Annotated in this window: 19 protein-coding genes; 11 read left to right on the top strand and 8 right to left on the bottom strand. The window is 41.0% G+C overall.

Annotated features, from left to right (window positions below):
- Positions 1 to 7: 7 nt before the first annotated feature.
- Complete coding sequence (locus tag M23134_RS21140) at positions 8 to 478, bottom strand: Lrp/AsnC ligand binding domain-containing protein (protein WP_002699730.1); 471 nt, start codon at positions 476 to 478, stop codon at positions 8 to 10.
- A 2,146-nt stretch (positions 479 to 2,624) separates the two neighbouring features.
- Here M23134_RS21140 and M23134_RS21135 point away from each other — a divergent pair.
- The 3 genes from M23134_RS21135 (at position 2,625) to M23134_RS21125 (ending at position 8,822) form a co-directional block, all read left to right on the top strand.
- Positions 2,625 to 5,717, top strand: a complete 3,093-nt coding sequence (locus M23134_RS21135; RefSeq protein WP_002699723.1) for a PD-(D/E)XK nuclease family protein — start codon at positions 2,625 to 2,627, stop codon at positions 5,715 to 5,717.
- A 540-nt stretch (positions 5,718 to 6,257) separates the two neighbouring features.
- Positions 6,258 to 7,409 carry a WG repeat-containing protein gene (locus M23134_RS21130; RefSeq protein WP_198145067.1) on the top strand — a complete coding sequence of 384 codons (1,152 nt, stop codon included), beginning with the start codon at positions 6,258 to 6,260 and terminating at the stop codon, positions 7,407 to 7,409.
- 141 nt (positions 7,410 to 7,550) lie between these two features.
- Complete coding sequence (locus tag M23134_RS21125) at positions 7,551 to 8,822, top strand: WG repeat-containing protein (RefSeq protein WP_002699715.1); 1,272 nt, start codon at positions 7,551 to 7,553, stop codon at positions 8,820 to 8,822.
- A 100-nt stretch (positions 8,823 to 8,922) separates the two neighbouring features.
- Here the strand turns inward: M23134_RS21125 and M23134_RS21120 are convergent, their stop codons facing one another.
- The 4 genes from M23134_RS21120 to M23134_RS21105 form a co-directional block, all read right to left on the bottom strand.
- The gene (locus M23134_RS21120; RefSeq protein WP_045114029.1) at positions 8,923 to 10,563 is read right to left on the bottom strand and encodes a DUF1501 domain-containing protein; all 1,641 of its coding nucleotides are present in this window, start codon (positions 10,561 to 10,563) and stop codon (positions 8,923 to 8,925) included.
- 44 nt (positions 10,564 to 10,607) lie between these two features.
- Positions 10,608 to 12,239, bottom strand: coding sequence for a DUF1800 domain-containing protein (locus M23134_RS21115; protein ID WP_002699711.1), 1,632 nt, complete (start codon positions 12,237 to 12,239; stop codon positions 10,608 to 10,610).
- A gap of 336 nt (positions 12,240 to 12,575) precedes the next feature.
- Positions 12,576 to 13,388: an enoyl-ACP reductase FabI gene (locus M23134_RS21110; RefSeq protein WP_002699708.1), complete on the bottom strand. Its 813-nt coding sequence runs from the start codon at positions 13,386 to 13,388 to the stop codon at positions 12,576 to 12,578.
- 188 nt (positions 13,389 to 13,576) lie between these two features.
- A complete protein-coding gene (locus tag M23134_RS21105) occupies positions 13,577 to 14,170 on the bottom strand; it encodes a DinB family protein (protein WP_002699707.1) in 594 nt (197 codons plus the stop codon).
- Positions 14,171 to 14,399: 229 nt separating this feature from the next.
- Here M23134_RS21105 and M23134_RS38605 point away from each other — a divergent pair, with 229 nt between their 5' ends.
- Together M23134_RS38605 and M23134_RS41835 are read left to right on the top strand one after the other, a co-directional pair.
- Positions 14,400 to 15,467 carry an AraC family transcriptional regulator gene (locus tag M23134_RS38605; protein WP_002699706.1) on the top strand — a complete coding sequence of 356 codons (1,068 nt, stop codon included), beginning with the start codon at positions 14,400 to 14,402 and terminating at the stop codon, positions 15,465 to 15,467.
- Positions 15,468 to 15,516: 49 nt separating this feature from the next.
- Positions 15,517 to 15,963 carry a hypothetical protein gene (locus tag M23134_RS41835; protein WP_002699705.1) on the top strand — a complete coding sequence of 149 codons (447 nt, stop codon included), beginning with the start codon at positions 15,517 to 15,519 and terminating at the stop codon, positions 15,961 to 15,963.
- Between the two features lie 115 nt (positions 15,964 to 16,078).
- Here M23134_RS41835 and M23134_RS38600 read toward each other — a convergent pair whose 3' ends face one another.
- The gene (locus M23134_RS38600; RefSeq protein ID WP_002699703.1) at positions 16,079 to 18,214 is read right to left on the bottom strand and encodes an adenylate/guanylate cyclase domain-containing protein; all 2,136 of its coding nucleotides are present in this window, start codon (positions 18,212 to 18,214) and stop codon (positions 16,079 to 16,081) included.
- Positions 18,215 to 18,627: 413 nt separating this feature from the next.
- On the opposite strand from M23134_RS38600, the gene M23134_RS21085 reads away from it, so the two are divergent.
- Together M23134_RS21085 and M23134_RS21080 are read left to right on the top strand one after the other, a co-directional pair.
- On the top strand, positions 18,628 to 19,014 hold the full coding sequence (locus M23134_RS21085; protein ID WP_002699701.1) for a hypothetical protein: 387 nt from the start codon (positions 18,628 to 18,630) through the stop codon (positions 19,012 to 19,014).
- A gap of 28 nt (positions 19,015 to 19,042) precedes the next feature.
- Complete coding sequence (locus tag M23134_RS21080; RefSeq protein ID WP_002699699.1) at positions 19,043 to 19,939, top strand: alpha/beta hydrolase; 897 nt, start codon at positions 19,043 to 19,045, stop codon at positions 19,937 to 19,939.
- A 155-nt stretch (positions 19,940 to 20,094) separates the two neighbouring features.
- Here M23134_RS21080 and M23134_RS21075 read toward each other — a convergent pair whose 3' ends face one another.
- Together M23134_RS21075 and M23134_RS21070 are read right to left on the bottom strand one after the other, a co-directional pair.
- Positions 20,095 to 20,682 (bottom strand): uracil-DNA glycosylase family protein, encoded by a 588-nt coding sequence (locus M23134_RS21075; RefSeq protein ID WP_002699697.1) that lies wholly within the window; start codon positions 20,680 to 20,682, stop codon positions 20,095 to 20,097.
- Between the two features lie 57 nt (positions 20,683 to 20,739).
- Positions 20,740 to 21,378, bottom strand: a complete 639-nt coding sequence (locus M23134_RS21070) for a macro domain-containing protein (protein ID WP_002699695.1) — start codon at positions 21,376 to 21,378, stop codon at positions 20,740 to 20,742.
- A 363-nt stretch (positions 21,379 to 21,741) separates the two neighbouring features.
- Between M23134_RS21070 and M23134_RS21065 the strand changes: the two genes are divergently transcribed.
- The 4 genes from M23134_RS21065 to M23134_RS42525 all read left to right on the top strand — a co-directional run bounded on the left by M23134_RS21065 (position 21,742) and on the right by M23134_RS42525 (position 25,035).
- Positions 21,742 to 23,007, top strand: coding sequence for a 3-phosphoshikimate 1-carboxyvinyltransferase (locus tag M23134_RS21065; protein ID WP_002699693.1), 1,266 nt, complete (start codon positions 21,742 to 21,744; stop codon positions 23,005 to 23,007).
- A gap of 432 nt (positions 23,008 to 23,439) precedes the next feature.
- Entirely contained in the window at positions 23,440 to 24,243 is an 804-nt protein-coding gene (locus M23134_RS21060; RefSeq protein WP_082226631.1) for a carbonic anhydrase, read from the top strand.
- Positions 24,244 to 24,374: 131 nt separating this feature from the next.
- The gene (locus tag M23134_RS21055; RefSeq protein ID WP_002699688.1) at positions 24,375 to 24,752 is read left to right on the top strand and encodes a hypothetical protein; all 378 of its coding nucleotides are present in this window, start codon (positions 24,375 to 24,377) and stop codon (positions 24,750 to 24,752) included.
- Between the two features lie 160 nt (positions 24,753 to 24,912).
- Positions 24,913 to 25,035: a hypothetical protein gene (locus tag M23134_RS42525; protein WP_002699687.1), complete on the top strand. Its 123-nt coding sequence runs from the start codon at positions 24,913 to 24,915 to the stop codon at positions 25,033 to 25,035.
- Positions 25,036 to 25,306: the final 271 nt, after the last annotated feature.

Genomic DNA, 25,306 nt, shown 5'->3' with positions numbered 1-25,306 from the left:
AACTCTGTCAAGGAATGATCAACTGCTGTACCTCTTGCATAGACTCTTCAAGCGATATAAAGGTTTCGGTACGTTGAATGCCAGTGACTTTCTGTATTTTATCGTGTAGCACCTCGCGTAAATGCTTGGTGTCTCGACAACGTATTTTTACAAAAACGCTATAGATCCCCGTGGTGTAGTGCATCTCTACTACTTCGGGGATTTTTTGCAACTGTTTGGCTGCATCTTCATACAAGGAACTCTTGTCCAGATAAATCCCCAGAAAGGCAGTAATGTCCCAACCTAGCTTGGCATAGTCAATCATCAATTGTGACCCCTTGATAATTCCCATCTCCCGCATTTTGCGCATGCGCACATGCACTGTAGCATCTGACACAAACACCTTTTTGGCTATTTCGGTAAATGCCATGGTAGCATCCTGCGTAAGCAAGGCCAATATCTGCCGATCTACATTATCGATTTCTAAATTTTTAGCCATTATTTTTACCAATATTAAGACTTTCTACATAATTAATTCATAAAATTAAGGATAACGTAAAAATAAATCAATTTTATTAAGACATTTGGAATATAAAATCTTTTTCCCCTATCTTTGTAATGTCAATAAAGATAAATGACAGACCAAAAACTTGACATACTTACAACTTACACCTAAGTAGAAATATGGTGTTAAAAATCATCCCCCTGATTTGTCAGGAATGACGCGAATAAGACAACAACGCCAAGACCTATGTGATACAAATTATGTGTAAAAAATGTTGAAAAGTTGTAAGTATCAAAGTTTTTGGAATAAGTACACACACACTGTAAGGTGATGAAATTGGCAGACATGCCCTCCCGTCTCGGGGGTGAAGACAAAGGGACAAATTCCAGCAGGGACTAACCGCTTCGTGGAGGTTCGAACCCTCCCCTTACAGCTTTTTAAATGGCTTCAAGTAGGAAGCTTCAAGCGACAAGTTTACCCCAAAAGAGGGGTAATAACAAACACACTGTAAGGTGATGAAATTGGCAGACATGCCCTCCCGTCTCGGGGGTGGAGAAATGAGTACTTTTCAATTTTTGTGTCAGGCAAAACATGAAAGGTATTCTGAAGGGATAAATTCCAGCAGGGACTAACCGCTCCGTGGAGGTTCGAACCCTCCCCTTACAGCTTTTTAAACGGCTTCAAGCAACAAGTTTACCTCAAAAGAGGGGTAAATAACAAACACACTGTAAGGTGATGAAATTGGCAGACATGCCCTCCCGTCTCGGGGGTGGAGAAACGAGTACTTTTCAACTTTTGTGGTAGGCAAAACATGAATAGTATTCTGAAGGGATAAATTCCAGCAGGGACTAACCGCTCCGTGGAGGTTCGAACCCTCCCCTTACAGCTTTTTCAATAGCTTCAAGTAGGAAGCTTCAAGCGACAAGTTTACCCCAAAAGAGGGGTAAATAACAAACACACTGTAAGGTGATGAAATTGGCAGACATGCCCTCCCGTCTCGGGGGTGGAGAAATGAGTACTTTTCAATTTTTGTGTCAGGCAAAATATGAAAGGTATTCTGAAGGGATAAATTCCAGCAGGGACTAACCGCTCCGTGGAGGTTCGAACCCTCCCCTTACAGCTTTTTCAATAGCTTCAAGTCATTAGATACCGATGCATATCGGTGCAACAAGTTTACCCCAAAAGAGGGGTAAATAACAAACACACTGTAAGGTGATGAAATTGGCAGACATGCCCTCCCGTCTCGGGGGTGGAGAAATGAGTACTTTTCAATTTTTGTGTCAGGCAAAATATGAAAGGTATTCTGAAGGGATAAATTCCAGCAGGGACTAACCGCTCCGTGGAGGTTCGAACCCTCCCCTTACAGCTTTTTTGATTATATATATGTGAGTTATCCTACAATCAGTTACTTGCTTATGCTTCTCCAATAGTTTGGCTATTGGGGACATAAATATTTATATAATACACACTGTAAGGTGATGAAATTGGCAGACATGCCCTCCCGTCTCGGGGGTGAAGACAAAGGGACAAATTCCAGCAGGGACTAACCGCTTCGTGGAGGTTCGAACCCTCCCCTTACAGCTTCATAAGTAGTCTATTGAAGAGTCCATTATCTGCATAATGCTTATTTTTAACAAACATGCCTGACCCACCAGAACGGGGTTGGGCATTTTTTTTGTTAACCGCCCATCAAAATACGCCAAGAAAAGATACCTTAAAAAAGCAACCTACTGCCAATGGTACAACAATTAGTTGAGGGGGTGGTATGCTTGTGGAAAAGTTTTGCTAAATTTACTTTTTAGTAAACCTACAAAAATAACCTGATCCAGTTGGATTACTTTATTTTTTCCGTTTTACTTACAATACTCCGCAGTGATTTTAGTCAAAGTTGATTACTGATTACCTTCGGTGAGCTCACCAGAGGCTCGGTTATCAAATGGTTATAAGTTTAAAAACTATTTAATTTAGACGTAAAACTGAAACCCTTTGAAAAATAAAGCAAGTAAACAAATTTAATATACGCCATTGGTTTACAATGATTAATAGGGTAAACATTTACTCGAATCCGCTATGGACTACGGACTAAATACTATGGACTATTGACTTAGGACTGACACCAATATAAAAAGTAAAAATAAATATGCAGGCTTTTCTACATCAATGCATTACTCAGCTGATTGACCACCACGGTACCGAGGGGCTAAAAGGGCTTTGTGTGGTAATGCCTACCCGTAGAAGTTGCCATGTATTGCGTCACTTTATGGTTGCTCAAAAAGTCGACGCAGAAGATTTTCCTACCATTCTAACCATAGACGATTTTGTAACTGAAACTACCCAAACCGATACATCGAGTGCCATTGTGCTGTTGCTGGAGTTGTACGATGTTTTCCGTAAAATTGACCCTGAAATTAAGCTGGAAAAATTTACTAGTTGGGGGTATGTACTGCTGAAAGACTTTGAACAAATTGACCGTAATCTGGTAGATGCAAAAAAATTGTTTAGCAACCTGAGCGACATTAAAAACATTGAGCGCTGGAACCTGGGCGAACAACAGATAACTACCAAAATATCGCGTTATTTTAAACTATGGGAAAACCTGCAAGAGACTTATACGCAGTTTCAGGAAAGACTCACTTCTAATGGACAGGCATACATGGGCATGCTTTACCGCAAGCTGGCCAATGAGATAGACGAGTTGCTTATACAACCTGACAAGTACAATCAATTTGTGTTTATAGGGTTCAATGCTTTGACTAAGTCTGAAGAAAGTATTTTTAAACAATTGGTAAAAAAAGGCAAAGCAGAGGTATTCTGGGATACCGATGATTATTACATGCGCGAAGGCATTGAGAATAAGGCGGGAATGTTTCTCAAGCAATATAAAAAAGACTGGGCGGGCGATGCCTGGAACTTTCAGGGAAACCACTTGCAGGAAACTAAAAAAGAGGTACAAGTAATAAGTGTGGCCAATGCCAGTTTGCAAGGCAGGGCTACCAATCAGCTGTTAGAAAACTGGGCAATTAACCCGCTCAAAGCCAATACAAACGGACAAGGAACAGGCGGAAGTGATACCGCCATTGTGCTGTCGGACGAAAATATATTGGTCCCATTGATTCATTCATTGAGTAAAGAATATGCTGGAATGAATATTACAATGGGGCTTGCTTTGCGCAATTCGGCTTTGTTTAACCTGGTAGACGCATTGTTTGAGCAAAACCAAACCAAAATAAGGGTGGTGCTTGAGCAGGAAGAAGAAAAAGAAGAGGAAGAAAAAGACCAAACCGCAACTGATGACAAGAAACCCGAAAAGGTCTCTAAGTTTAGCTACCGAAGCATTATTAAGTTGTTAAATCACCCTTTTATCCGGCAGTTTGAGCGCAAGGTTGAAGCAGAAATTACTACAGAAGGTGAAACCCGCCCTGGTTTTATTCAGGAGGTGGTGCGTTTTATTAATAAAAATAACCAGATTTTTTTATCACAGGCAGCACTGCTCGACTTTACAGAAACGCCTTTGTTTAAAGAAGATAAAACCGACGATGAGCTTGCCCGCATTCACCAACAAGCCCCTGCCTTTCGTCAGCTATTTGAGATTTTGTTTAGCAGTTGGAAAAACGCCCTTGATGCCATTGCTTGTTTTGAGCAATTGATGGAACTTCTCAACTTTGAAACCAACCAGTTTGAAATTAAGTATGCCGAACAGTTTCGAGAGATTTTAAATGACTTAAAGTTTTTTATTCGTACCCGTCGTGGCTTTATCAGTATTCATACCTTCAAAATTTTTCTTTACCAGGCGTTTCGCGAAGCTAAGGTAGCTTTCGACAGCGAAAAATCTACCAGCTTGCAAGTATTGAGTCTGGTAGAAACCCGTAACATTGATTTTGACAACGTGATTTTGTTATCGGTCAATGAAACGATCTTGCCCAAAGGCAAAAAAAGTAATTCTTTCATCCCCTTTGATATTTCGCAAAGCTATGGACTGCCTACTTATGTAGACCAGGAGGCTATGTTGAGTTATCATTTTTACCGTTTGCTACAGCGTGCCAAAAAAGTAGCCATTTTACACGTGTCACCTTCTGATACCTATGGAGGCTATGAAAAAAGCCGTTTATTGCTTCAGCTTCAACACGACTTGTCGCAGTACAACCCTGAGATAAAAGTAAAAAATCAAGTGGGGCGCTTTCGCAAATCTGACGAATACGAAGAGCAGGGGCTGGTCATTCAGAAAAACACCCAGGTAATGGACAAACTGATGCAAAAGTTCAAAGAAGGTTTATCACCGTGGCATATCAACGCATTCATTAGTTGTTCGCTTAAGTATTATTTTAACCAGATTGCCGAAATAGGTAACTCAATTGTAGTAGAAGAAAGCCTGGGAGCAGATAAGTTTGGAAGCATTGTACACGAAATACTAGAAGATATTTACCGGGAACTGTCGGCAAAACACAAAGAAATAGAAGCCCCGCATATAGAAGCCGAACTGCCCGAAGTACAAAACCGGGTAAATGAAAAGTTTTTGCAAGAAGAGTACGCCAACTACCTGCAAACTGGTGAGAATTTCATCACTAAAAAGCTTGCCACCAACTTTGTGACTAACTTTCTGAAAAATCAGGCAAAAGAAGCTAAAGAAAATGGGGCGCCGTTTGAAATTTTGAGCCTGGAAAACAAAAACCGTTGGACTGACCCTCAAGAAGCTTTTAGCCCGGTACTATCTGCCCAGTTTGAGGCGGAGGTAAATGGGCAAGTGACAGAGGTAAAGATCAAGGGGATTACTGACCGTATAGACAAAATTGGCGAAAAGGTACGTATTATTGACTATAAAACAGGGTTGGTAGAAAAGAAGGATGTAAAGCTAAGCAATGATGACCTGGAGCGCTTGGTATCGGACACCAAAGCCGACAAAGTAAGGCAGCTTTGGTTGTATAAATATATTTTGTCTAAGCTAATTATAGAAAAGGGAGAGTATTACATTGGCGAACACAAGCTTACCGAAAAGGAACCTATCAGTGCAGGTATCTATAGTTTGCGTAACCTCAAAGAAGGACTGCTAGAGCTCAAAAGTAGTGTAAAAGATCAGGAATTGTTTTCTGAAACCCTACACGAATATGTGCACAAGTCAGAAATATATTTGCAAGAGATTATTCATAATATGGCAGACGAAACCCAACCTATAGAACGCACTCCAGATATTAACACTTGCGTGTATTGTGCCTACAAGGGTATTTGTGGCCGATAAACCCTATAATACTCACAGACCGCGCTGGAAGCAATGACCGAAAACTACCGAGTAGAACTGTCTGGTTTTAACATAGAAAACTGTATTGTCGGTCAAGGTGTCTTTCATTGACTTTACTAAGCGTAACTTTGAATATTAGATTATTTCAGGATTTAACTATACAACAGGATTATTCCCACCATATCACCATTCGCCAAACAAGTTTTTTTATTTTTTTAGAACACTTTATTTCCTCCGTTTTACTGATGAATAAAGCGTTGGTCAGGGTGAGGTATTTTCAATCTTTTATCTTGAATACACACCAGATATTTACCCACTAGGTGCTCCTCGGCTAAAATACTTACTTACAAACCATTACCTCTTGTAATAATTGCAACTAACAAGGTCGAATATGTGTCTTAAAGACAAAACATGTTGTATATTTTGCAAACAAGATCTCAGCATAACAAAAATGGGTGATGTAACTCCATATAATCGAACAAAATTTATTAAACATTCAAATTAATGCAGTACAAAAAATACAGTAGCAGGCTTTTATACATGTTACTTTTTCAAGCAGCAATCATTTGTCAGGGCTTTAGTCAAACTTATTATCCTTACCGGAAACACGAATACAGACACACCAAAAAGTGGGGCTTTTCTGATAGTTTAAAAAAAATGGTTATTTCGCTTCAATACGATCAAGTAGACCCATTTAATGACGGAGTAGCCCGGGTAAAAATTGATGGTAAATACCGGTTCATTGATAAGAGGCAACGGTTTATCAATGATATAAAATACGATTATGCCACAAACTTTGACAATAAACGGGCTATAGTGAGGCGCGGTAATGGATGGGGAGTGATAGACAATACAGGCAAGCCCGTGACAGCGTTGATGTATGACTATGTCGCGGGATTTAGAAATGGCTTGGCAATTGTTAAGTACAATGGCAAGTACGGGTTTATTAACTACGAAGGTAAACTCGTCATCAAGCCTGAGTATGACTATGTACACCCTTTTGGCAAAAAGTATACAGGCGTACAAATCAGAGGTTTTTGGGGGTTTATCAATAGGCAAGGTAATATCGTGATTCCGACAAAGTACAAAGATGTAAGCAATTTTAGTGAAGGGTTGGCGTTGGTAAAATATGAAAATCTCTACGGGTTTATCAATACCGAGGGAGAGCTTGTCATCAACTATCAATTTGATGCTGCAGTAAGTTTTCGCGAGGGCCTGGCAAGAATAGAAAAACGAGGATATTCGGGCTTTGTAGATAAACAAGGTTGGCTAATTAAGCCTAAGTATATGGGAGTAGTCAGCTTTCGTGAAGGATTGGCCAGAGTAAAAAACGCGGCATTTTGGGGTTTTATAGATAAACGTGGCGACACAATCATACCCTTTAAGTATGAAAAAGCCTCTAGCTTTTATGAAGGGTTGGCAGGTGTGAAAAATGGAGGAAAGTGGGGGTTTATCAACAACAAAGGAAATATGGTGATTCCTCAAAAGTACGACAGAGCAGATGTACCCCGCAATGGTTTGATTAGGGTGAAGATGCAGGGAAAGTGGGGATTTATCAACAAAAAAGGAGAAGAAGTAATTTCTATTAAATACGAGTTTGTCAATGGTTTTAAATATGGACTTGCCAAAGTAAAATATAAAAACGAATGGATTTATATAGATAAAAATGGTACGGAGTATGTAGATTATTGAAAAGCTCAATTTGTATTTGTATTATTGTATTTTTAATACACAGGTGTGTCAAAAAATAAAGCAATGGCACGATTTTTTACTATAGAAAACACATTAATTGTATTTTTCTAAGAGTAGGCATTTCGCAAGACTTAAGATGTCATGATGAGTAAAATTAGAAAAGCGTTCATTTGTATACTAGTAGCATCATTTGCATGCACACTAACCGCAGAAAATGGGTTTGCGCAAAAAAACACGAAAAACCCGGCCAAAAAAGATACCACCAAAAAGAAAAAACCTCTTTTTGTGGTTATCAAACCCTCATTAATTCCTTTCCGAAAAGACTCCCTATGGGGGTATGCTGATACCAACAAAAGACTAAGAGTAAAACCTCAATATTCAGAGGCGCTTCCTTTAGTAGGTGGAATGGGCAGAATCAGAAAAGGTAAAAAATGGGGTTTTGTCAATAAACAAGGGAGGGTTACTATTCCCCCAAGGTACGACCGGGTCAATGATTTTAAAGGCAATGTTGCGATGGTAGAGTCTAACCTTAAGTGGGGCTTTATTGATAAACGAGGCAAAGTAGTAGTGCCTATCAAATATGATTTTGTCTATGACTTTAGCGAAGGGCTTGCTGCCATTGGGCTCAACGGAAAACTAGGTTTTGTAAACAAAAGAGGGCAACTGGTTGTACCCACTGTTTATGACGGAGCCAGTAGCTTTAATGAAGGACTTGCTGCTGTAGGTAAGATTGTAAATGACCAGGCTAAGATGGGTTTTGTTGACAAGCGAGGCAAATTAGTGATAGGCTTTAAATACGAAAATGTTTACGACTTTAACGAAGGACTAGCACTGGTTTACCACAATGGTAAATGGGGCTATATCAACAAAAACGGCATTGTTGTAATTCCGATGCAATTTGAACTTGCTTATGACTTTAGCGAAGGCTTGGCAAAAGTAAATAAAAATGGTAAATGGGGTTTTATTAATAAGAAAAACCGCGAAGTAATTCCATACAAGTATGATGAGTCATCGCATAGTTATGGTACTTTCAAAGATGGTATCATTAGAGTAAGGTTAAACGGTAGAGAAGGTTGGATTGATCGCAGAGGTCGTGAAATGGTAGCGTTGAAATACCGTGATGCCAATGACTTTAGCGAAGAACTTGCTGCCGTAAACTACAATGGTAAATGGGGATATGTAAACAAAGTGGGGCGAGTAAGAATTCCATTGAAGTTTGACAAAGCCCAAAACTTTAGTGAAGGCTTGGCCGCAGTAAGGTTGCGAGGCAAGTGGGGGTTCGTAAACCATAGAGGAAAAGTAATCATTCCTTTTAAATACTCAAGAGTAAAAAGTTTTAAAGAAGGCGTAGCAGAAATTAACATTGGTGGCAAAAAAGGGTTTATTGACCGAAAAGGCAAGCAATACTTTTAGCCCTACCTGTTCTTTAAAAGAAAATATACATCAAAAAACGGACGCCCTTAACAGAGCATCCGTTTTTTATTGATTAAAAAAATTAGATCTATTTTGCTGCCTACTTTACCACCAACATTTTTTTGGTCTCCACTTTTCCTCCTGCTTCTATGCGATAAAAGTATACGCCTGGCACTAGTCGCGAAGCATCAAACTGTACCCTAAAATTACCTTTCGGATGATTTTTATTGTCTACCAATATCTGAATCAACGATCCTTTACGATCTATAACAGATAACCTCATCGCAATATCATCTACCAAGTAAAACCTAATGGTGGTAAAATTAATGACCGGGTTGGGTGTATTTTGGTACAAGTAAAATTTAGGCAGGTTTTCGGTGGCACTTCCTTTAAAAGCTTGGTTGATAATGGGCTGTTCTTGTCCATTGGTGCCAGTAATCGGGTCATACTTTTTAAGCAAGTGGTCTTCCAACTGCGCATCATTCACCGAAAACCAATCTTTCAATACCGAAGTATACACCTGGCGATAGTCATATTGTACACTTAAGTTCCCCCCCCTATTCAGATTATTCAGGTTGGCATTGTCCCCAATCACTCCCCCTTCGGCACCATTGCCAAAAATAAACATAGGAGCAGCTGTGCCATGATCAGAACCATAACTACCATTGGAACGAACCCTCCGCCCAAACTCTGACACCGTCATGCCCAGTACACGATCATCTTGTTTTAAATTTCTTAAGTCGGTGAAAAAGTCGCGCATCGCCGTAGAGAGATGAGAAAGCAATACGGCGTGTCTTCCTGTATCAGTAGCCCCTATTTCTACCTGTTGGCTATGTGTGTCGAACCCACCCAATTGTACCATAAATACGCGGGTTTTAGAACCTCCTGCAATCAATCGGGCAATAATTTGGAGTTGCCGAGCCAATCCATTGTTTTTGTTTACGCCGATGGGAGCATTACCCGGAAACTGCAAACGATAGTCTATTGTATTATTACCTTTGTCATACACTTCTTTCACCCTGGCAGCATATTGATGCGCCTTTTCGTTCATTTGCTTCAGGTAAGTCAAACTTTTACCGTAATTGGTGTTGATGTCAAGGTTGGAAGCCAAAGTAGAACGAGTGCCTTTGTTTACCAGGTCAAAAAATGAGTCAGGCGTACGAAAAGCAATGCTGGTAGTAATGCCTTCGTTGCGGCTAAAACCAATAGAAGACTGAGCGCCTATTTCAATGGCCAGTGGATCAGGCATTTGATCGGTGGGATAAGCCAAAGGATAGTCTGGAAACGCATCATTCAGGTAACGCCCCATCCAGCCCGATCCAGTAGGGTTGGAAGGATCTCCGGCAGTAAGCCACAAGTCACGCCCTTTGAAATGTGATAACGACATATCGGGATAGCCTACATTCTGAATAATCGTCACTCGCCCTTCGTCATACATTTCTTTGGTATCGCGCATGACAGGGTGCAACCCAGTGCGACTGGTAAGCCCCCACAGTTTTTTTTCGGGCAAGGCAAGGTTACTTCTATAGTTATAGTATTGGGCATATTGGTCCATGGGCACAATGGTATTGAGTCCATCGTTGCCTCCCGACAAGAAGACCACTACAAGTATTCGATCTTCTTTGGTACCCTGGGCAGCTAATGTGGTAAGGTAATTTGACAGACCCAGACCGTGGGCAGGCATACTACCTATAAAGGCAGAAGCTCCCGCCATTGTTTTTATAAAGCGTCTTCGTCTCATATTGTGTATGTGTAGAGTATTTTAAATCAAAATTTAGCAGGAGTTTAGTACAAGTGGTATTCTTCCAGACGAAACAAGGTAACCAGCATAGTTTCTAAACGAGTAGCAGCTGTAGCCTGATCGTTTTGCCATACCGTACCCCAATCGCTCCCTAAGGCACTACTCAATGCAGTTAGTTGTTCGCTGCTTAACTTGACCGGAAACAAATAATCACAGAGCTCTTGTACAAGGGTAGCGGCATTGGTCACATTCGTGATATTACCATTAGTTACTCCATTTTGAATATAGGTTACCGCATCGAGCTTCAGGGTTTGTGTACCAGTTTCGGTATTGGTATTGTCAAAAATTTGCACGCTCACTCCTTTGGACAGTTCGTCAGAGTAACAAAACCTCAATGGTAAAGTCAAGGTAGTGATCCAGTCCTCATGATAAATGGGGGACTGATGATATGCTTTCCATCCGGCTACTTCGGGTGGGTCGTAGAGCTTTTGCTGGATCTCTTCGCAATAGCGGCGCAACTTGTTAATAAAGCTGTAATTTTCAAAAGTATTGGCAGCACCCAGGTTTTGCCCAAAGTGACGTACAGTACCTATGATAAAGTCTACCGGGCTTTTAATGATGGCTCCTACCGAGCTTGCTACTTCATAAAAATGAGCACTTTTAAGCAAATTATCTAATACTGGCTTAAGGGCAAAGTTATTGGCAGTCATTACCGATGCCATTTGAGGAATGATGTTTTGCTCTACGCTTTCGCTGATTTTTGGGTATACAAAGAAACGATACAAAGAGCGACACAAATAAGTGGCGGTGGCACTTTGCGAAAAAATCATATCAATCATGTCGTCCAACTCATTGATACCATCGGCACCACTCCTACCTGTAATAGTTTGGTTATTAAACTTATCACTGAATGTTTTGTTGTTGGTGTCGTGCACTCCATCTCTAAACTCTGTAAAAGGGGGCAAAGCACCACGTTCGGTAGGTTCGAGATAAGTATGCCTAAACCCGGTAAGTACTCTTGCTGCAGTAATGACATCATCTTCGGTATAAGTAGTATAGTCACCCTCAGCTATTTGAGGTCCTTTGCCTATAGTGTACAGTTCAAGCAGCTCTCGCCCAAAATTTTCGTTTACCCTGGTTTTGGTGTTCAACCCTCCATCTAAGAATAACAGCATGGCTGCATCTTTTGACATTCTCACCGAAAACTCTTTGAGGTTATATTGCCCAAAGGCACAACTGCGATAGAGTTTGTTTTGATGGTATAAAAATGGGAAGGCCATTCCATTATTGGAGATAATGGTGGTAAAGTGTACATGCAACCACAGGGTGATTTTTTCTATCACTGTTTGTTGAATGTTGGGGTCTAGCATACGACGCACCCACCAGGAAATCACATATTCCCGACGTTTGTCGTTAGAGGTGGGAGGCGGTGAATCTTGATCGACCGTATAGACTTGATCTAACCCCATGTCGTTTCCTGAGGGGTCGAGCGGGGGGGCAGGGTGAGTAGGAGTACTTTGTCCCATCTGACCAAGCAATTGATCAACAGCAGCATCTACCGACCCAAGATCAAGGTAGGTTTTTACCTCTTGTCGAGTGGGAAAAACAGAGGCTCTGCGAAGTAGGTGAGCAGCCGTTTGGGTGCTCCACGTTCCAGTATACTTTTCTAAACTCATAGCAAACTTTGTCTAAGCAATGTTGTGTAGGTTTACCTTCAATAATATCAATATAAAAACTAGGTGCCAAGCTGAAGAAATTCAATCGAAATAACGTAATGTATAGCTACTAAGATACAAGATATTGGAAACGAACGCTAAGGATTTTAGAAGACATCGGACAAAGCACGTTTTAATAAACTGATAATGAAGCATTTGTACTTAATTTTGTGTAAGTTTTACATAAAAAAAGCGTATTGAGTTTTCTTACTCAACACGCTTATATCACTACAAGGCTACACAAAAATTGCGGAGTATTGACTTTAATAAACCTTTCCCTTAATTCAGTACTCAGGTTTATTTACTCATTTTGTCAATGATGCCATCGGTGATTCCAGAAGCAGAAAATCCACCATCATGAAACAAGTTTTGCATAGTGACCATGCGGGTAAGGTCAGAAAACAATGAAATGACGTAGTTGGCACAATCTTCTGCCGAAGCATTGCCTAGTGGCGACATTTGGTTGGCATACTCATAAAAGGCATCAAAGCCATCTATGCCAGTGCCCGCAGTAGTTTGGGTGGGCGACTGAGAAATGGTGTTTACCCGTACCTTTTTGCTGGCACCATAACGGGCTCCATAGCTACGGGCAATAGACTCCAGCACTGCTTTTGCCTGTGCCATATCTCCGTAAGTGTCAAAAGTACGTTGGGCAGCAATGTATGACAGCCCTACGACTGAGCCATATTCATTGATAGCATCCATTTTTTCGGCGGTTTGCAACATTTTATGAAATGACAAAGCCGAAATATCCAAACTCTTTAAAAACCAATCATAATGCAGGTTTCCATAATCACGTCCTTTGCGCACATTGGGGCTCATGCCTATAGAATGCAACACAAAGTCGAGCTTTCCCCCTAAGGCTTCTATCGACTTCTCATACAATGCTTCTATGTCTTCTACTTTGGTGGCATCTGCCGGAATAACTTCTGTGTTACAAGTCTCTGCCAACTCGTTAATTTTACCCATACGCAAAGCTACCGGGGCATTGGTAAGTATAAACGAAGCTCCTTCTTCTTTAGCTTTGAGGGCTACTTTCCAGGCAATTGAGTTTTCGTCTAAGGCTCCAGTAATAATGCCTCTTTTCCCTTTTAATAAGTTATATGCCATATTCCTGTCTTTTGGCTCAAGCTACATTGTGTGTGTTTGCCCCAAATATACCACGAAGCAAACAAGTAGTAACTTAAGTAAGTTATAAAGAATTGTTTATCTGATTTTGAATCCAATTGATGGACATTTTACCCCCTAAATAACGATCATTTTACCAAAGTTCAAAATAAGGAATGGCATAGCAAAAGTTAATCTGCCGAAGCAGTAGTAGTAAAACCACAAGTAATGGCTACTCTTTGGGCTTGTGCCATGTGACGTTGGTTGTGTGCCACCACAAAATGGATACAGTCTCCCAAACGAAGTTTGACCAATGGATGCAAAGAAGTGCGGGTTTTGAGCTTGTTTAAATGCACGTGTTTGGCTTGTGTTATGAGCTGGGTTAAAGTGTGTTGATGCTGCAAAAACTCCTGGTAAACATGCTGAGGAGACTGTAGACTGATGATGGGTTCAAACTTTTTCACCGTACGGGCTTTTTTTATAGGTACGCCTGCCTCATTGAGTTTTACCCCGTTGATTGAAAACTTACCCAACCAGTTGGAGTGTACTTGCTCCACGGGCTTTTGGTAAGCAGCAGGGGCTTGAGCCAATACTCGTTTGATTTCGGAATGGTAAAAACGAGCGTAAATATTCAAGTGCTCCAGGCACTCTGCCATACTCCAGCTTTGAACAGCAGGAGACTGTTGCCATTGCTCAGTGGTAAGGTTTTGCCAGTCTTGTTGCAACGTTTGTATGACTTGCTCAGTGGTGGTGTGTACATATTGATACCAGTTTTGTAGGGTCATTGTTATATCGCGTTAAGTTTGTTAGAGCTTGTTTAAGTTTTCGCATTTAGCGTAATTTTCGATGAGCTTTGTTCTCAGATGCGTTAAATTTTGAGGGAATAGCAGCGCTATTACAAATAAATTTAACAATATATGAGGGCAAAAATCACGTAAAGTGCCTATTAGGTGAAGTTTAAACAAGCTCTTAAATTCATTCGTACAAAATTAGCGGAAAACAACATTTAGACCTGTGACTCAACAAGACAAAAAAAAGACCATGCACGACAAAAGCCTGCCCCAACACCGCACCCTGATGACCATTATTCGTGATTTGGTGCTTGCTGTGACCGAACGAGGGCACAACCAACAGACATTTTGTCAGCGCATAGGACTCACCCAAAAAGAATTACAACAAGACAACACTTGGGTAGACCTGGAAACCGGGCATCAAGTATGGCAGGCGGCACTGGAAGCCACCCAAGACCCTTATTTAGGTTTATACATTGGGCAAAAAAGCAATGTATCGGTAGCGGGTACGGTGGCTTACCTTATTCAAAGCTGCCCCAATTTGCTCACCGCGTTTAACAAAATGTGTGAGTACAACGCTGCCTATACTACAATGTTTGACTATGAAACCGAGGAAAAGGCACCACACGAGGTTTGGATTCATTATACCCCTATACACGAGTGGACAAGTAGGTACCCGGCTACTGCCCAACAAGCTATAGAAACCAGCATGACGCGCACTTGTGCCCTACTACGCCTGCTATCAGGTAAGCACTTGGCACCACTTCGGGCTTTTTTTAACTATCCACTTCATAAAAATGTGGTAGTATATAAGCAATTGCTTTGTGAAAAAGTATATTTTGAACAAGCTCAAAACAGTTTAGTATTTGCCTGGCAAGACTTACAGCAGCCAGTACTTACTGCCAATGCGCAGCTACGCGAACATTTTGAGCAGCTTGTCAAGGAGGATTTGCTCACAAAAAAACCGCAAGAATGGGTAAAAAAGGTAAGGCAAGTTATTTTAAACCAACCTATCAATCACCTCCCTTCGTTGCATCAGGTAGCTCACGCACTTCATCTTACACCACGGTCGCTACAACGTAAGCTCAAACACGAAGGGCATACTTTTTTGGTGATTGCCAATGATATACAACAACAAAGGGCGATGCATTTGCTGCGTCAAACTCAACTCAATGTATCTGAGGTGGCTTATATGCTAGGCTACGCCGAACCCAGCGTTTTTAGGCGGGCTTTTAAACGTTGGACAGGGAAAACACCTAAAGAATACCAGCAGAGCTTTCCCCTTTCTTAAGGTGAGTACCGTATATTATATCAGTATTTAAAAAAATTAAAACCTAAATATGAGAAAATTAGCAGGAGTTTTTGCGTTGTTTTTGATGTGTTCGGTGGCAAGTGCCCAAACAAGCTCTTTGAACACCTCTACAATGAACGGACAGGGTGGCTTGGAAGACTGTATTGAAGAAGTAGCATACATAAGCCCCAGCGGGCAGGCTTTTACCAAAACTGAATACAAGGAAGCCTTGGTGTACATGCTCAAAACAGGTAGTTGTAGTTACAAAGGCATTAAACTCTACGGTAAAGTAAAGTTTGTAACTTCGTTTCCTGATATTAAAATTCAGTATGTAAGTTCATTTCCTGACATTAAAGTGCAGTTTGTAGACTCGTTTCCGGATAAGTGTGGCAAATGGAAAGAGGTAAGTTCATTTCCCGATTTTAAAGTAGAGGTAGTGAGTTCTTTCCCTGACCTGAAAGTAAAAAAAGTAACTTCTTTTCCTGGGATGAATTAGGTTCACTCAATTTATCAAACCTATCAAAAGCCAGGCAAATTATATTTACCCAACAGGCTTGGCTTGTTTATTTTACCACCTGATGTACCATAGTCAGCCACGGTTCCAACCTGGGCTATTTGGGCTTTTCCACAAAGTACATATCTACATTTCCTTTGTTTTTGGCATTAATTTTTCCCCGGTACTCACATTGAAAATGATCTTTGATCAATGCGTAGGTGTCGCCCGATATATTTACTTTGCCTGCCTCTCCTCCCGACTCCATTCTTGACGCCAGGTTTACCGTGTCGCCCCAAATATCATAAGCAAATTTTTTCTTGCCAACCACCCCTGCAATAATTTCCCCGGTATGAATACCCAGGCGAAGCTCCCACACGGGCAACCCTTGAGCTTCTTTGTCTTTTTTCCAATGTACCATAAACGCTTGCATTTCAAGCCCAGCTTTTACAGCATCTACCGGGTTGGTTTGGTTGGCCAAGGGAATTCCCCCAGCTGCCATATAAGCATCGCCAATGGTTTTTATCTTTTCCAGGTTATGCTTCTCCAAAATTTTATCAAAGGCAGTAAAGCAATAGTTGAGTTCTTCGATTACTTCTTGTGGGGTAATCTTTTCGGCAAGCTTGGTAAACCCTTTAAAATCGGTAAATAATACTGATACCAGGTCGTAATGCTGAGGGGTGGCATAGCCTTTTTCTTTGAGCTCGGTGGCGGTTTGCTCAGGCAAAATATTCAACAACAACTCGTCAGACTTGGCTTTTTCTTTTTCAATCAATGTATTTTGCTGCTGAATAAACTCGTTTTTTTCGCTCAACTCGTAGTTCGACAGTTCTACCATTTTATTTTGGCGGCTAATTTGGTCGTTCAGCTCAGCAAGGTTGTCTCTTTGTGCTTCTATTTCTTCTTTTTGTTGCTCTATTTCTGCAGTACGTTCTTTTACTTTCTCTTCCAGTTTGCGGTTGGCATTTTTTTGCATTTCAATCACTTCTTCCTGCGCCTGGAGCTTTTCATCTTCTATCACACGAATGCGTTGCCCCAAACCCAATGAAAAGAACAGTATCTCTAGAAATACACCAAACAGGCTAAATACATACCAGTTGACCATTACAGGAATTTTCAACGAAGTAAATATAAAAGGAATAAGGGTAGACAAACTTAACAATAAGGTACCCGCTAAAAAGAATAAAAGCACCTTGTTTTTGGGCAAGCGAAGGTATAGTAAAACCAAAATAACAATTAACAATATATCTCCCAAGGCATTGGTGTAGTATACAATATTGGCAGCCAACGGACGATTAAAGCTGCTCGCCAAAATGCCCACTACCCCTACCAACAACACCAAACGTAAGGCAACCCAAATCGAAAATATTTTATCAACTAAAGGAGCGGTTTTTCTTGTATTGAGAAAGTACCGACTAAACAAAAAGTAAAAAATTTCTACAGTCATGCCAAACACCACTTCTATATAAAAAGCAGCCAACGGTGAGTTATCAAGAAAGTAATCGGTCAGAAAACCACCTTCCGATAAATTGGCAATGGCAATGGCTAATAAATAAAAAGTGTAAAATAGATAGGTGCGGTCACGGGTGGGTATAAAGATAAATAAATGATACAAAAGCATTATCCATAAAATACCCTGAAAAACACCCTGCAACAGGTTACGTATGGTGTTTTTTTGATAATACTGGGTTTGGGCAGTCATAGGCACCGCAAGCGCCAGATTAAACACAGGGGGCGTATAATCTATGCTTTTGAGCTTGACATAAAGCACTACCTGTCGGTTGCCAAACAAAGATATTTGCACTCCCGCTCGTTTAAACGGAATATTGTCTGTTTCGCTCCCCGGACGAAGGCTCCCGCTTTTTTTAACAAAATATTGTTGTTGAATGTCAGGTACATAACACTCTATAAAATTTGCTCCTCCTATATTTAGAAACCAGTCAGTGTCCCAGTTGAGTTTGTTTTGGATCACTACCCGCCCCCAATAAGTACTGCCAGGGCGAAGGTTTTGCCCAGGTTTAAACAATTGGTACTGAGGCTGTAGTTGGGCAGAAGCTACTTTTTTAAACCCTATTTGATTGGTGGTATCTTCATAAATATAAAGATAAGGGGTAAGGCTTTGACTCTTGATGTTTTCTAATTGAAAGGCTGACACCTGTGTTTGGGCGTAGGTAGTCTGAGATGCTCCCCATAGAACCAACAAAAACAGCCAAAACTTCAAAAAAAGACGGTAATTGATATAAAATAAATGCATGATATGTGCTAAAATACTCAAGTCAAATGGTACAACTATGGTAGTAATATGTTTAGTACTTGGTCAAGTATTGAGATTTAGTGAAATAGTAAAGTTCGCTTTTTGAACTCCAATGCACGCCAGTACCTGAGCTACGTGATTTTTTCGCAACGAAGAAAGACAACACTATTCCGTAAATATATACTTAAATTTGGTCTTGACTGAGTACTAATAATTTTTAGAGTTTGGCTATTTATTTTAATTCTTTCTACTTGGATTTACCAATATAGTGATTCCCTCCGTTTTTTAAATGACCTAAAGGAATTATTAATTTTATGGGTCTAAAGTGTATGCATAAATCCTATCCAATTATGTACACGCTCAGACATTCTTTGACCATAACGTATAATAATCTATAAAAAAATAATTAGGCAATGTTAAGATTTAAAAAGCTGTTTTTTGTACTTGTTGTATTGGCGGTTACCAACACTGTAGGCCATAGCCAGGAACTGTTGACCACTGAAGATTGTGATTTTAAGGTAATGATTGTGAAAGACCGTTATTTGTTTGGGAAGGCTTTTCTCAAAAACGAAAAAATAAGGCGAACCAGCGTCAAGTTTACAGCTAAACTGGTGAAAATAAAGGTGCCTTATGGTAAAAAATCTATGTTGTTGGCCATAAAAAACACCAATTGCCGGGCTTATTGTCCCAGGGCAAAACGCATCCGTCAACTTCATTCGGGCGATGAACGTTTATTAATAAGGTTATTAAAAAAACGAAAAAAAAGTCTTTTGAATCAACTTAATGATTGTAATTTTTAAGCCATATTCAAGAGTTGTTATTAGCACAATGCCCAGTATTAAAAGTCATTTGTATAAAGTTGGCTTATTATGGATGAAAGCCAAACGAAAAGGCCGCCCTTTTACCCTACAAGAAGGTAGGCTATGGTTAGAAAAAGCAGGACGAAAGTTTCCTGTACCCCCCAGTACATCTATTACTCCTGTATCGGCACAGGGCGTTCCCTGCGAATGGATTGATACGCCACTGTCTAATACCCACAAGGTAACCTTGTTTTTTCATGGAGGAGCCTATGCGGCAGGCTCGTTGCACTCACACCGAGGGTTGGCTAGTCGTTTGGCACGGGCAACAGGTAGCCGGGTGCTTTCGGTAGATTATCGTTTAGCACCCGAACACCCTTTTCCTGCGGCCATCAGCGACACAGTTACTGCTTACCAATGGTTGCTCAAGCAATGTAATGCTTCACAAATAGCACTTGCCGGCGATTCGGCCGGAGGTGGGCTGGTACTTGCTACTTTGCTCAAGCTCAAAGAAGACCAACTTGAGCTCCCCACGGCAGGGGTTCTTATTTGTCCCTGGCTTGATTTGACTTCTCAAAACCCTAACTTGGACAAACTTGCCAGTCGTGACCCTATTTTGTATAAGTCGGGGCTTCACAGGGCAGCACAAATGTACGCCAAGAAACAAGACCTGAAAAACCCTTACATTTCTCCACTATTTGGCAATTTATCGGGTTTGCCGCCTTTACTGGTACAAGTAGGAGCGCTGGATATGATTTCGGTAGATGGCATAGCGCTTGCCAACAGGCTCAAAGAAATGAATGAACGGGTACAGTTCGAGCAGTGGAAAAATATGGTACATGTATGGCACTTCCTGGGCGACAAGCTTCCTGAAGCTACTCAAGCAATGGAGCGAATCGGTCAGTTTGTAAATACTCACTGGCACTGAGGTTCTAGCGGCTAGGTGCAAGGTTCTAGGTACATCCTGCTCCATAGGTAGCCAATAAATTTATAGCACACTTATTTTCAGTTAGATAGAGACCTGTAAAACTTCTGAGACCACCCCTTGTAACTTATACACAAAACAAGCTTTTTGTGTGTTCCCTACATATTTGTCAATAGTTTTTTGACCACTGCTTGTAAGGCAGGCACTACCTCATCTTCAAACCAAAGGTTTTTTCGTTGCCACATCAGGTTACGGGGCGAGGGATGCACCAAAGGAAAATAATCGGGTTGGTATTCGTGATAAGCACGTACAGTTTCGGTCAGGTTTTTCTTGCGTTGTTTGCCCAGGTAATACTTTTGAGCGTATTGTCCAATCAATAAAGTAAGCACTAGGTCGGGCAGTTGCTCCAGTAAACGCTCGTGCCAAAGTGGGGCACATTCAACACGTGGGGGAAGGTCGCCCCCTTTGCCCCTGCCCGGATAACAAAACCCCATAGGCATAATGGCAATTTTACTGGTGTCATAAAACGTTTCCTTATCTACCCCCATCCATTCCCGAAGGCGTTGGCCACTGGCATCGTCCCAAGGCACACCGCTGGCGTGTACTTTGGTGCCAGGGGCTTGCCCTATAATCATTATTTTGGCACTGGTTTGTGCACTTACTACCGGGCGAGCTCCCAAGGGCAGATTTTCTTCACATACTTTGCAGGTGCGTATTTCAGTCAATAAATGGTCTAATGCAGGCATATTTCCTATAAATCTCTTATAATCATAATAATTCACTGATAAGGCTTATTTCATCAATCACTTTGGCACAATATCATAAGCAATATCTTTGGGATCTTCGGTATAAAAATACTTAAAGTTTTCACGCAATTTATCCCACTTGCTTTCGGTAGCATACATTTGGTTCATGATGTCTTCCCAGGCAAGGCGCATTTGCAATGCACACACCATGCCCGACACCTGCCCTACCCCAGTACCTAAGCCCGGAACAGCTATGGTTTTTACAGCTTCACTTATATTGGCACCATCGTCAAAGTGTCCATCCCTGACCAAAATGAGAATAGCGCGCATGGCGTGGTATACATTGGGGGTGCGATTAATGCTCATGGGCAACCGCATAGTGGGTGCCGAAATCAAGTAAGGAAAATCTTCATGTTGAGTCTCAATAATTTCGGCTTGCCCTACCAACAACTCTCCATAGTGTTTTTTGCGGAGTTTCTCTTGCAGCAAGGTCTCTATATGCCAACCCAATGTTTTAGAAATGGCAAAATCGATGCCGCCATTCATATGACCATAGCTATTTGCCGGGCTTACCAAAGCATCGCAAGGATGGTCGAAAATAGACCCTGACTGAACGTTTACTTCGGGTACATCGGCAAATACTTTAGCCCAGGCTTGTACCACTTCGGGGTTAATGTCTACTAAGGTTAAATGCATATCATTTTTGATTTAAATATAAAATGGGTTTTTTGCTATTTCAAGCTACAAATAGCTAAAAACAAATTTAGCGATTGTTTCAAGTTTATCTTATAGGAGGTTGAGTTATGCTGCGTTTTTTGACCACGCCTTTCAGCAAAATAGTGGCTTAAACTATAGAACTTTACTTTTGTACTATTTACAAGACAAAAATTTCACGCAAAGTAGTATTATTTTAAGCTTGCTTGTAATAACTTGAGAGAAAAACCGGGGAATTATTCACCCAACTATTAGCGATTGTTTGCCAATAACTAACCAATCTTCTAACCTCCTTGCTTCTGTAGTTGCAAACTACTATTATTGTTCTATTATAAACCACCATAGATGATGACAAAAATGATACACCTCAAAATATTACAAACACCTATTCAAACCGCAGTACAACTGCCCTCGTCGAAAAGTGAAAGCAACCGTGCGCTGATTATTCAGGCATTGGCAAAATACCAGCAAGCGGCCGCCAACATTAAATTGAGCAATATCTCAGAAGCACGCGACACCCAAACCCTGCAACGTTTGCTGGGCGAAGAAGGCAAAATCCTTGATGTATTAGACGCAGGTACTACCATGCGCTTTCTCACCGCCTTTATTGCCGTGACTCAACAACATAAAATACTCACTGGTACGGCACGTATGCAATCGCGCCCCATTGGTATTTTGGCAGAAGCCCTCAAAAGTCTGGGAGCCTCTATAGAGTTTCTCAAACACGCAGGCTATCCCCCAATAGAGATTCACCCTAAGCACCCACTACAGGGCAAAGCCATCCAAATGCGTGGAGACATCAGCAGCCAGTACATTTCGGCTTTGTTAATGATTGCCCCTTTGTTGCCCGAAGGACTAGACATAGAGCTTACCGGAAAAATTAACTCTCGCCCTTACATAGAGATGACACTACAGTTGATGATGCATTTTGGCATTCAAAGCTCGTTTGAGGGCAACCATATAAAAGTAGCACACCAGACCTACCAAGCCAACCAGTACGCCATTGAATCTGATTGGTCGGGAGCCAGCTATTGGTACGCTATTGTGGCATTGTCTGAAAACACTACTACTAAGATCACCCTTAAAGGGCTACGGGCTGATTCGCTACAGGGCGACCGGGTGATTGTAGAGCTGATGCAGCATTTTGGTGTAAAAAGTACTTTTGTTGCCGATGGAGTGGTGTTAGAAAAAGTAGCCATTGCTCCAGAGAGCACTCCGCTGGAACTAAACTTTGCGCAATGCCCTGACCTTGCCCAAACTGTAGCTGTGGTGGCAGCTGCCAAAGGAATGCCCCTGCAAATGAAAGGGCTTGAAAGTCTTAAAATTAAAGAAACTGACCGGGTAAATGCCCTGCAACAAGAACTTAAGAAAGTGGGCTCACACCTGGAAGAAAAAGAGTCACAAGCGGAATGGTTGCTACACCCTGGAGCCGAGCTCCCTACGGTACCTATCACTATTCAGACCTACGAAGACCACCGGATGGCGATGGCTTTTGCTCCCTTGGCTTGTTTGCTCAACCTAAACATAGAAGACCCCGAAGTTGTGGCAAAATCTTATCCTCGTTTTTGGGATGACCTACAAAAGGCAGGAATGGAAACCAAGGTGTTGTAACACGCTTTTAATTTTTCACTCCTGACACTGTAAACTAAATATCTTATCATTGTTATAGTTTCTCTGGCATGCGTCGAGACTGTAAGCTTTTGTCCTTGGCATTTTTTTTTAATCAAGGTTTACAGCGATACAATGACGAGTTTCTAAACCCTCCGAATCAAGTTCAGGGTTGTAAGCTGAACTTGACTTGGAGCTTTGCCAAAGGCTACAAACAAAATACTTCTAAGTAAAACTACAAAAATAACCTAGTCCACAAAACGACATCTCTGGCAGGGGTGCTTTTTCAAAAAATAGTTCCATAGCTTTGGCTATGCAAAGATTTTTTTCATCGCCCACCTACCAAATATTTTGTTCTACTGGAATACTTTATTTTTTACGTTTTACTAAATCAATTGGCAACTTAATTTACAGTATACTTATACTCAACAACTTATGAAAAAATCATCTATTGTTCTTCTCGCTATTTGCATGTGGTTGTTGCTCAATGGATGTAGTATCGATTCATCTGAAGACTCAGGGCAACGGGTAACTTCGGTAGATACTACCCCCAACGACTCGATGGACATCCCCTACAACGCCCAACCAAAGGTGCCCAAAATAGACAACATGAAGCTACACAACAGCGAAGTAGCATATTGCCTGACTCACCATCGTCAATCGCCCATTAACCTAAACACCCCGGGCAAAAAAGCAGCACATACGTTGACCTTCAACTATGTGAGTTCGCACGAGGTGGTCAAAAACCTGGGGCATACCGTAGAGCTGGAGTATGACAAAGGCAGTTCGGCAGTGTTTGACGATAAGACTTATCAGTTGATTCAGTTTCATTTTCATACACCGTCTGAACACCGCATAGACGCCGAACGCTATCCAATGGAAGCACATTTGGTACACCAGGCTGCTGACAGTACTTTTTTGGTTATTTCGTTGTTATTTGAAGAAAAGAAAGAAAATACTTTTTTGAAGAGTTTTATCAATGACATTCCTAAAACCGCAGGAGACTCTACCGAAAAAAGCCAGGAAATAGACCTCACTAAATTCTTTCCATCCGATCAGCGATTTTACACTTATTCGGGTTCTTTAACCACCCCTCCTTATACCGAGGGGGTGCGTTGGGTCATTTTTAAACAACCCGTCAGTTGCTCGAAAGCCCAACTGGATATATTCAAAAAAACAGAGGGGTTTAATGCCCGAAAGCTACAACCCATGAACCTGCGTAAGTTAGAAGAGTTTTAAAGATTAGTATAAAAACATCAACGTTCCTGCTCCTGAGTCGTATGTTTTATAAAAAAACACTGGTACGCTGAATACTTTATACACTTAGTATTCAAAGTACTGGTATAAATTTAAACATACGACTTATCATTATGAAAATTTACAAACCTCTCCTTGTTTTACTGGTTGCCCTGTTTGCATTCTCTTCTTTTGTGCCGCTGCCCAACGATCGGAAAAAACTCTTGGTTCGGAAATGGAAACCCGTAAAAATGGAGGTAAACGGTAAACTAGAAGAAGAAGGAAGTGATGACGAAGCCGACATGGAGTTTAAGGCCGATGGAAAAATTTTCTCTGAGGGGGAAAAGGTGGGTTCCTGGAAGCTCAAATCTGATAATAAAAGCTTGGTAATTTATATTGATGACGATGGTGAATCTGCCACTATGACCATCGAAAAACTTACTAAAAAGGTGTTGGTTTTGGCAATAACAAGGGGAAGCGACAGTGCCAAAATGTACTTTACCGCCCTGTAATCACATACCTACCTTTCAACATTCGATATTTATTATCAGGCCTACTCATCACTATTTTTGCGGTAACTTCTTATACTTTTTCAAACAGTGACCAACGCAAGTTGTTGACAAAAAAGCAGGAATCGACCGAGTTAATAGAGCATGTTGTTAAACAGGTGCTATGAGGTTACAACTCATTCATTTTACCAAATATGACCACTGTTGGGCTGATGGAGAAAATAAAGGACAGTGGAAACTGTTGCCAAAGCAATCAACCATTGTGATAGGCTACGCTTCTGGCTAAAACAACGATACCATTTCTATTAGTCAATCTTACGTTAAGAGAGCTGGTGCTTAGCCAGCAAAAAGATTATAACTGAGTAGTCATTTACCTAAGATCAGTAAAACCACCTTCTCTCATTCCAGCAAAGAATGCACAAACAAAGCTGTTGATAAAGCAGTGAAAGTTAACAAACTATTGTATACAGGCAAAGCCAAGTAGGATAACGGTATTATAACACTGGTACTGAAACCTAATGGAGAGTTTGAGGATAAAAAGTGGACAATAGGCATTT

Origin of the sequence: Microscilla marina ATCC 23134, assembly GCF_000169175.1 — a bacterium.
GTDB lineage: Bacteria > Bacteroidota > Bacteroidia > Cytophagales > Microscillaceae > Microscilla > Microscilla marina.
The sequence above is the reverse complement of the archived record's forward strand: the minus strand, read 5'-3'. Positions and strand labels throughout refer to the sequence as shown.

Excerpts from the sequence above, each read along its gene's own strand:
- M23134_RS21140 (WP_002699730.1), bottom strand. The coding sequence starts at position 478 with ATGGCTAAAAATTTAGAAATCGATAATGTAGATCGGCAGATATTGGCC.
- M23134_RS21135 (WP_002699723.1), top strand. The coding sequence starts at position 2,625 with ATGCAGGCTTTTCTACATCAATGCATTACTCAGCTGATTGACCACCAC.
- M23134_RS21130 (WP_198145067.1), top strand. The coding sequence starts at position 6,258 with ATGTTACTTTTTCAAGCAGCAATCATTTGTCAGGGCTTTAGTCAAACT.
- M23134_RS21125 (WP_002699715.1), top strand. The coding sequence starts at position 7,551 with ATGATGAGTAAAATTAGAAAAGCGTTCATTTGTATACTAGTAGCATCA.
- M23134_RS21120 (WP_045114029.1), bottom strand. The coding sequence starts at position 10,563 with ATGAGACGAAGACGCTTTATAAAAACAATGGCGGGAGCTTCTGCCTTT.
- M23134_RS21115 (WP_002699711.1), bottom strand. The coding sequence starts at position 12,239 with ATGAGTTTAGAAAAGTATACTGGAACGTGGAGCACCCAAACGGCTGCT.
- M23134_RS21110 (WP_002699708.1), bottom strand. The coding sequence starts at position 13,388 with ATGGCATATAACTTATTAAAAGGGAAAAGAGGCATTATTACTGGAGCC.
- M23134_RS21105 (WP_002699707.1), bottom strand. The coding sequence starts at position 14,170 with ATGACCCTACAAAACTGGTATCAATATGTACACACCACCACTGAGCAA.
- M23134_RS41835 (WP_002699705.1), top strand. The coding sequence starts at position 15,517 with ATGAGAAAATTAGCAGGAGTTTTTGCGTTGTTTTTGATGTGTTCGGTG.
- M23134_RS38600 (WP_002699703.1), bottom strand. The coding sequence starts at position 18,214 with ATGCATTTATTTTATATCAATTACCGTCTTTTTTTGAAGTTTTGGCTG.
- M23134_RS21085 (WP_002699701.1), top strand. The coding sequence starts at position 18,628 with ATGTTAAGATTTAAAAAGCTGTTTTTTGTACTTGTTGTATTGGCGGTT.
- M23134_RS21080 (WP_002699699.1), top strand. The coding sequence starts at position 19,043 with ATGCCCAGTATTAAAAGTCATTTGTATAAAGTTGGCTTATTATGGATG.
- M23134_RS21075 (WP_002699697.1), bottom strand. The coding sequence starts at position 20,682 with ATGCCTGCATTAGACCATTTATTGACTGAAATACGCACCTGCAAAGTA.
- M23134_RS21070 (WP_002699695.1), bottom strand. The coding sequence starts at position 21,378 with ATGCATTTAACCTTAGTAGACATTAACCCCGAAGTGGTACAAGCCTGG.
- M23134_RS21065 (WP_002699693.1), top strand. The coding sequence starts at position 21,742 with ATGATGACAAAAATGATACACCTCAAAATATTACAAACACCTATTCAA.
- M23134_RS21060 (WP_082226631.1), top strand. The coding sequence starts at position 23,440 with ATGAAAAAATCATCTATTGTTCTTCTCGCTATTTGCATGTGGTTGTTG.
- M23134_RS21055 (WP_002699688.1), top strand. The coding sequence starts at position 24,375 with ATGAAAATTTACAAACCTCTCCTTGTTTTACTGGTTGCCCTGTTTGCA.
- M23134_RS42525 (WP_002699687.1), top strand. The coding sequence starts at position 24,913 with ATGAGGTTACAACTCATTCATTTTACCAAATATGACCACTGTTGGGCT.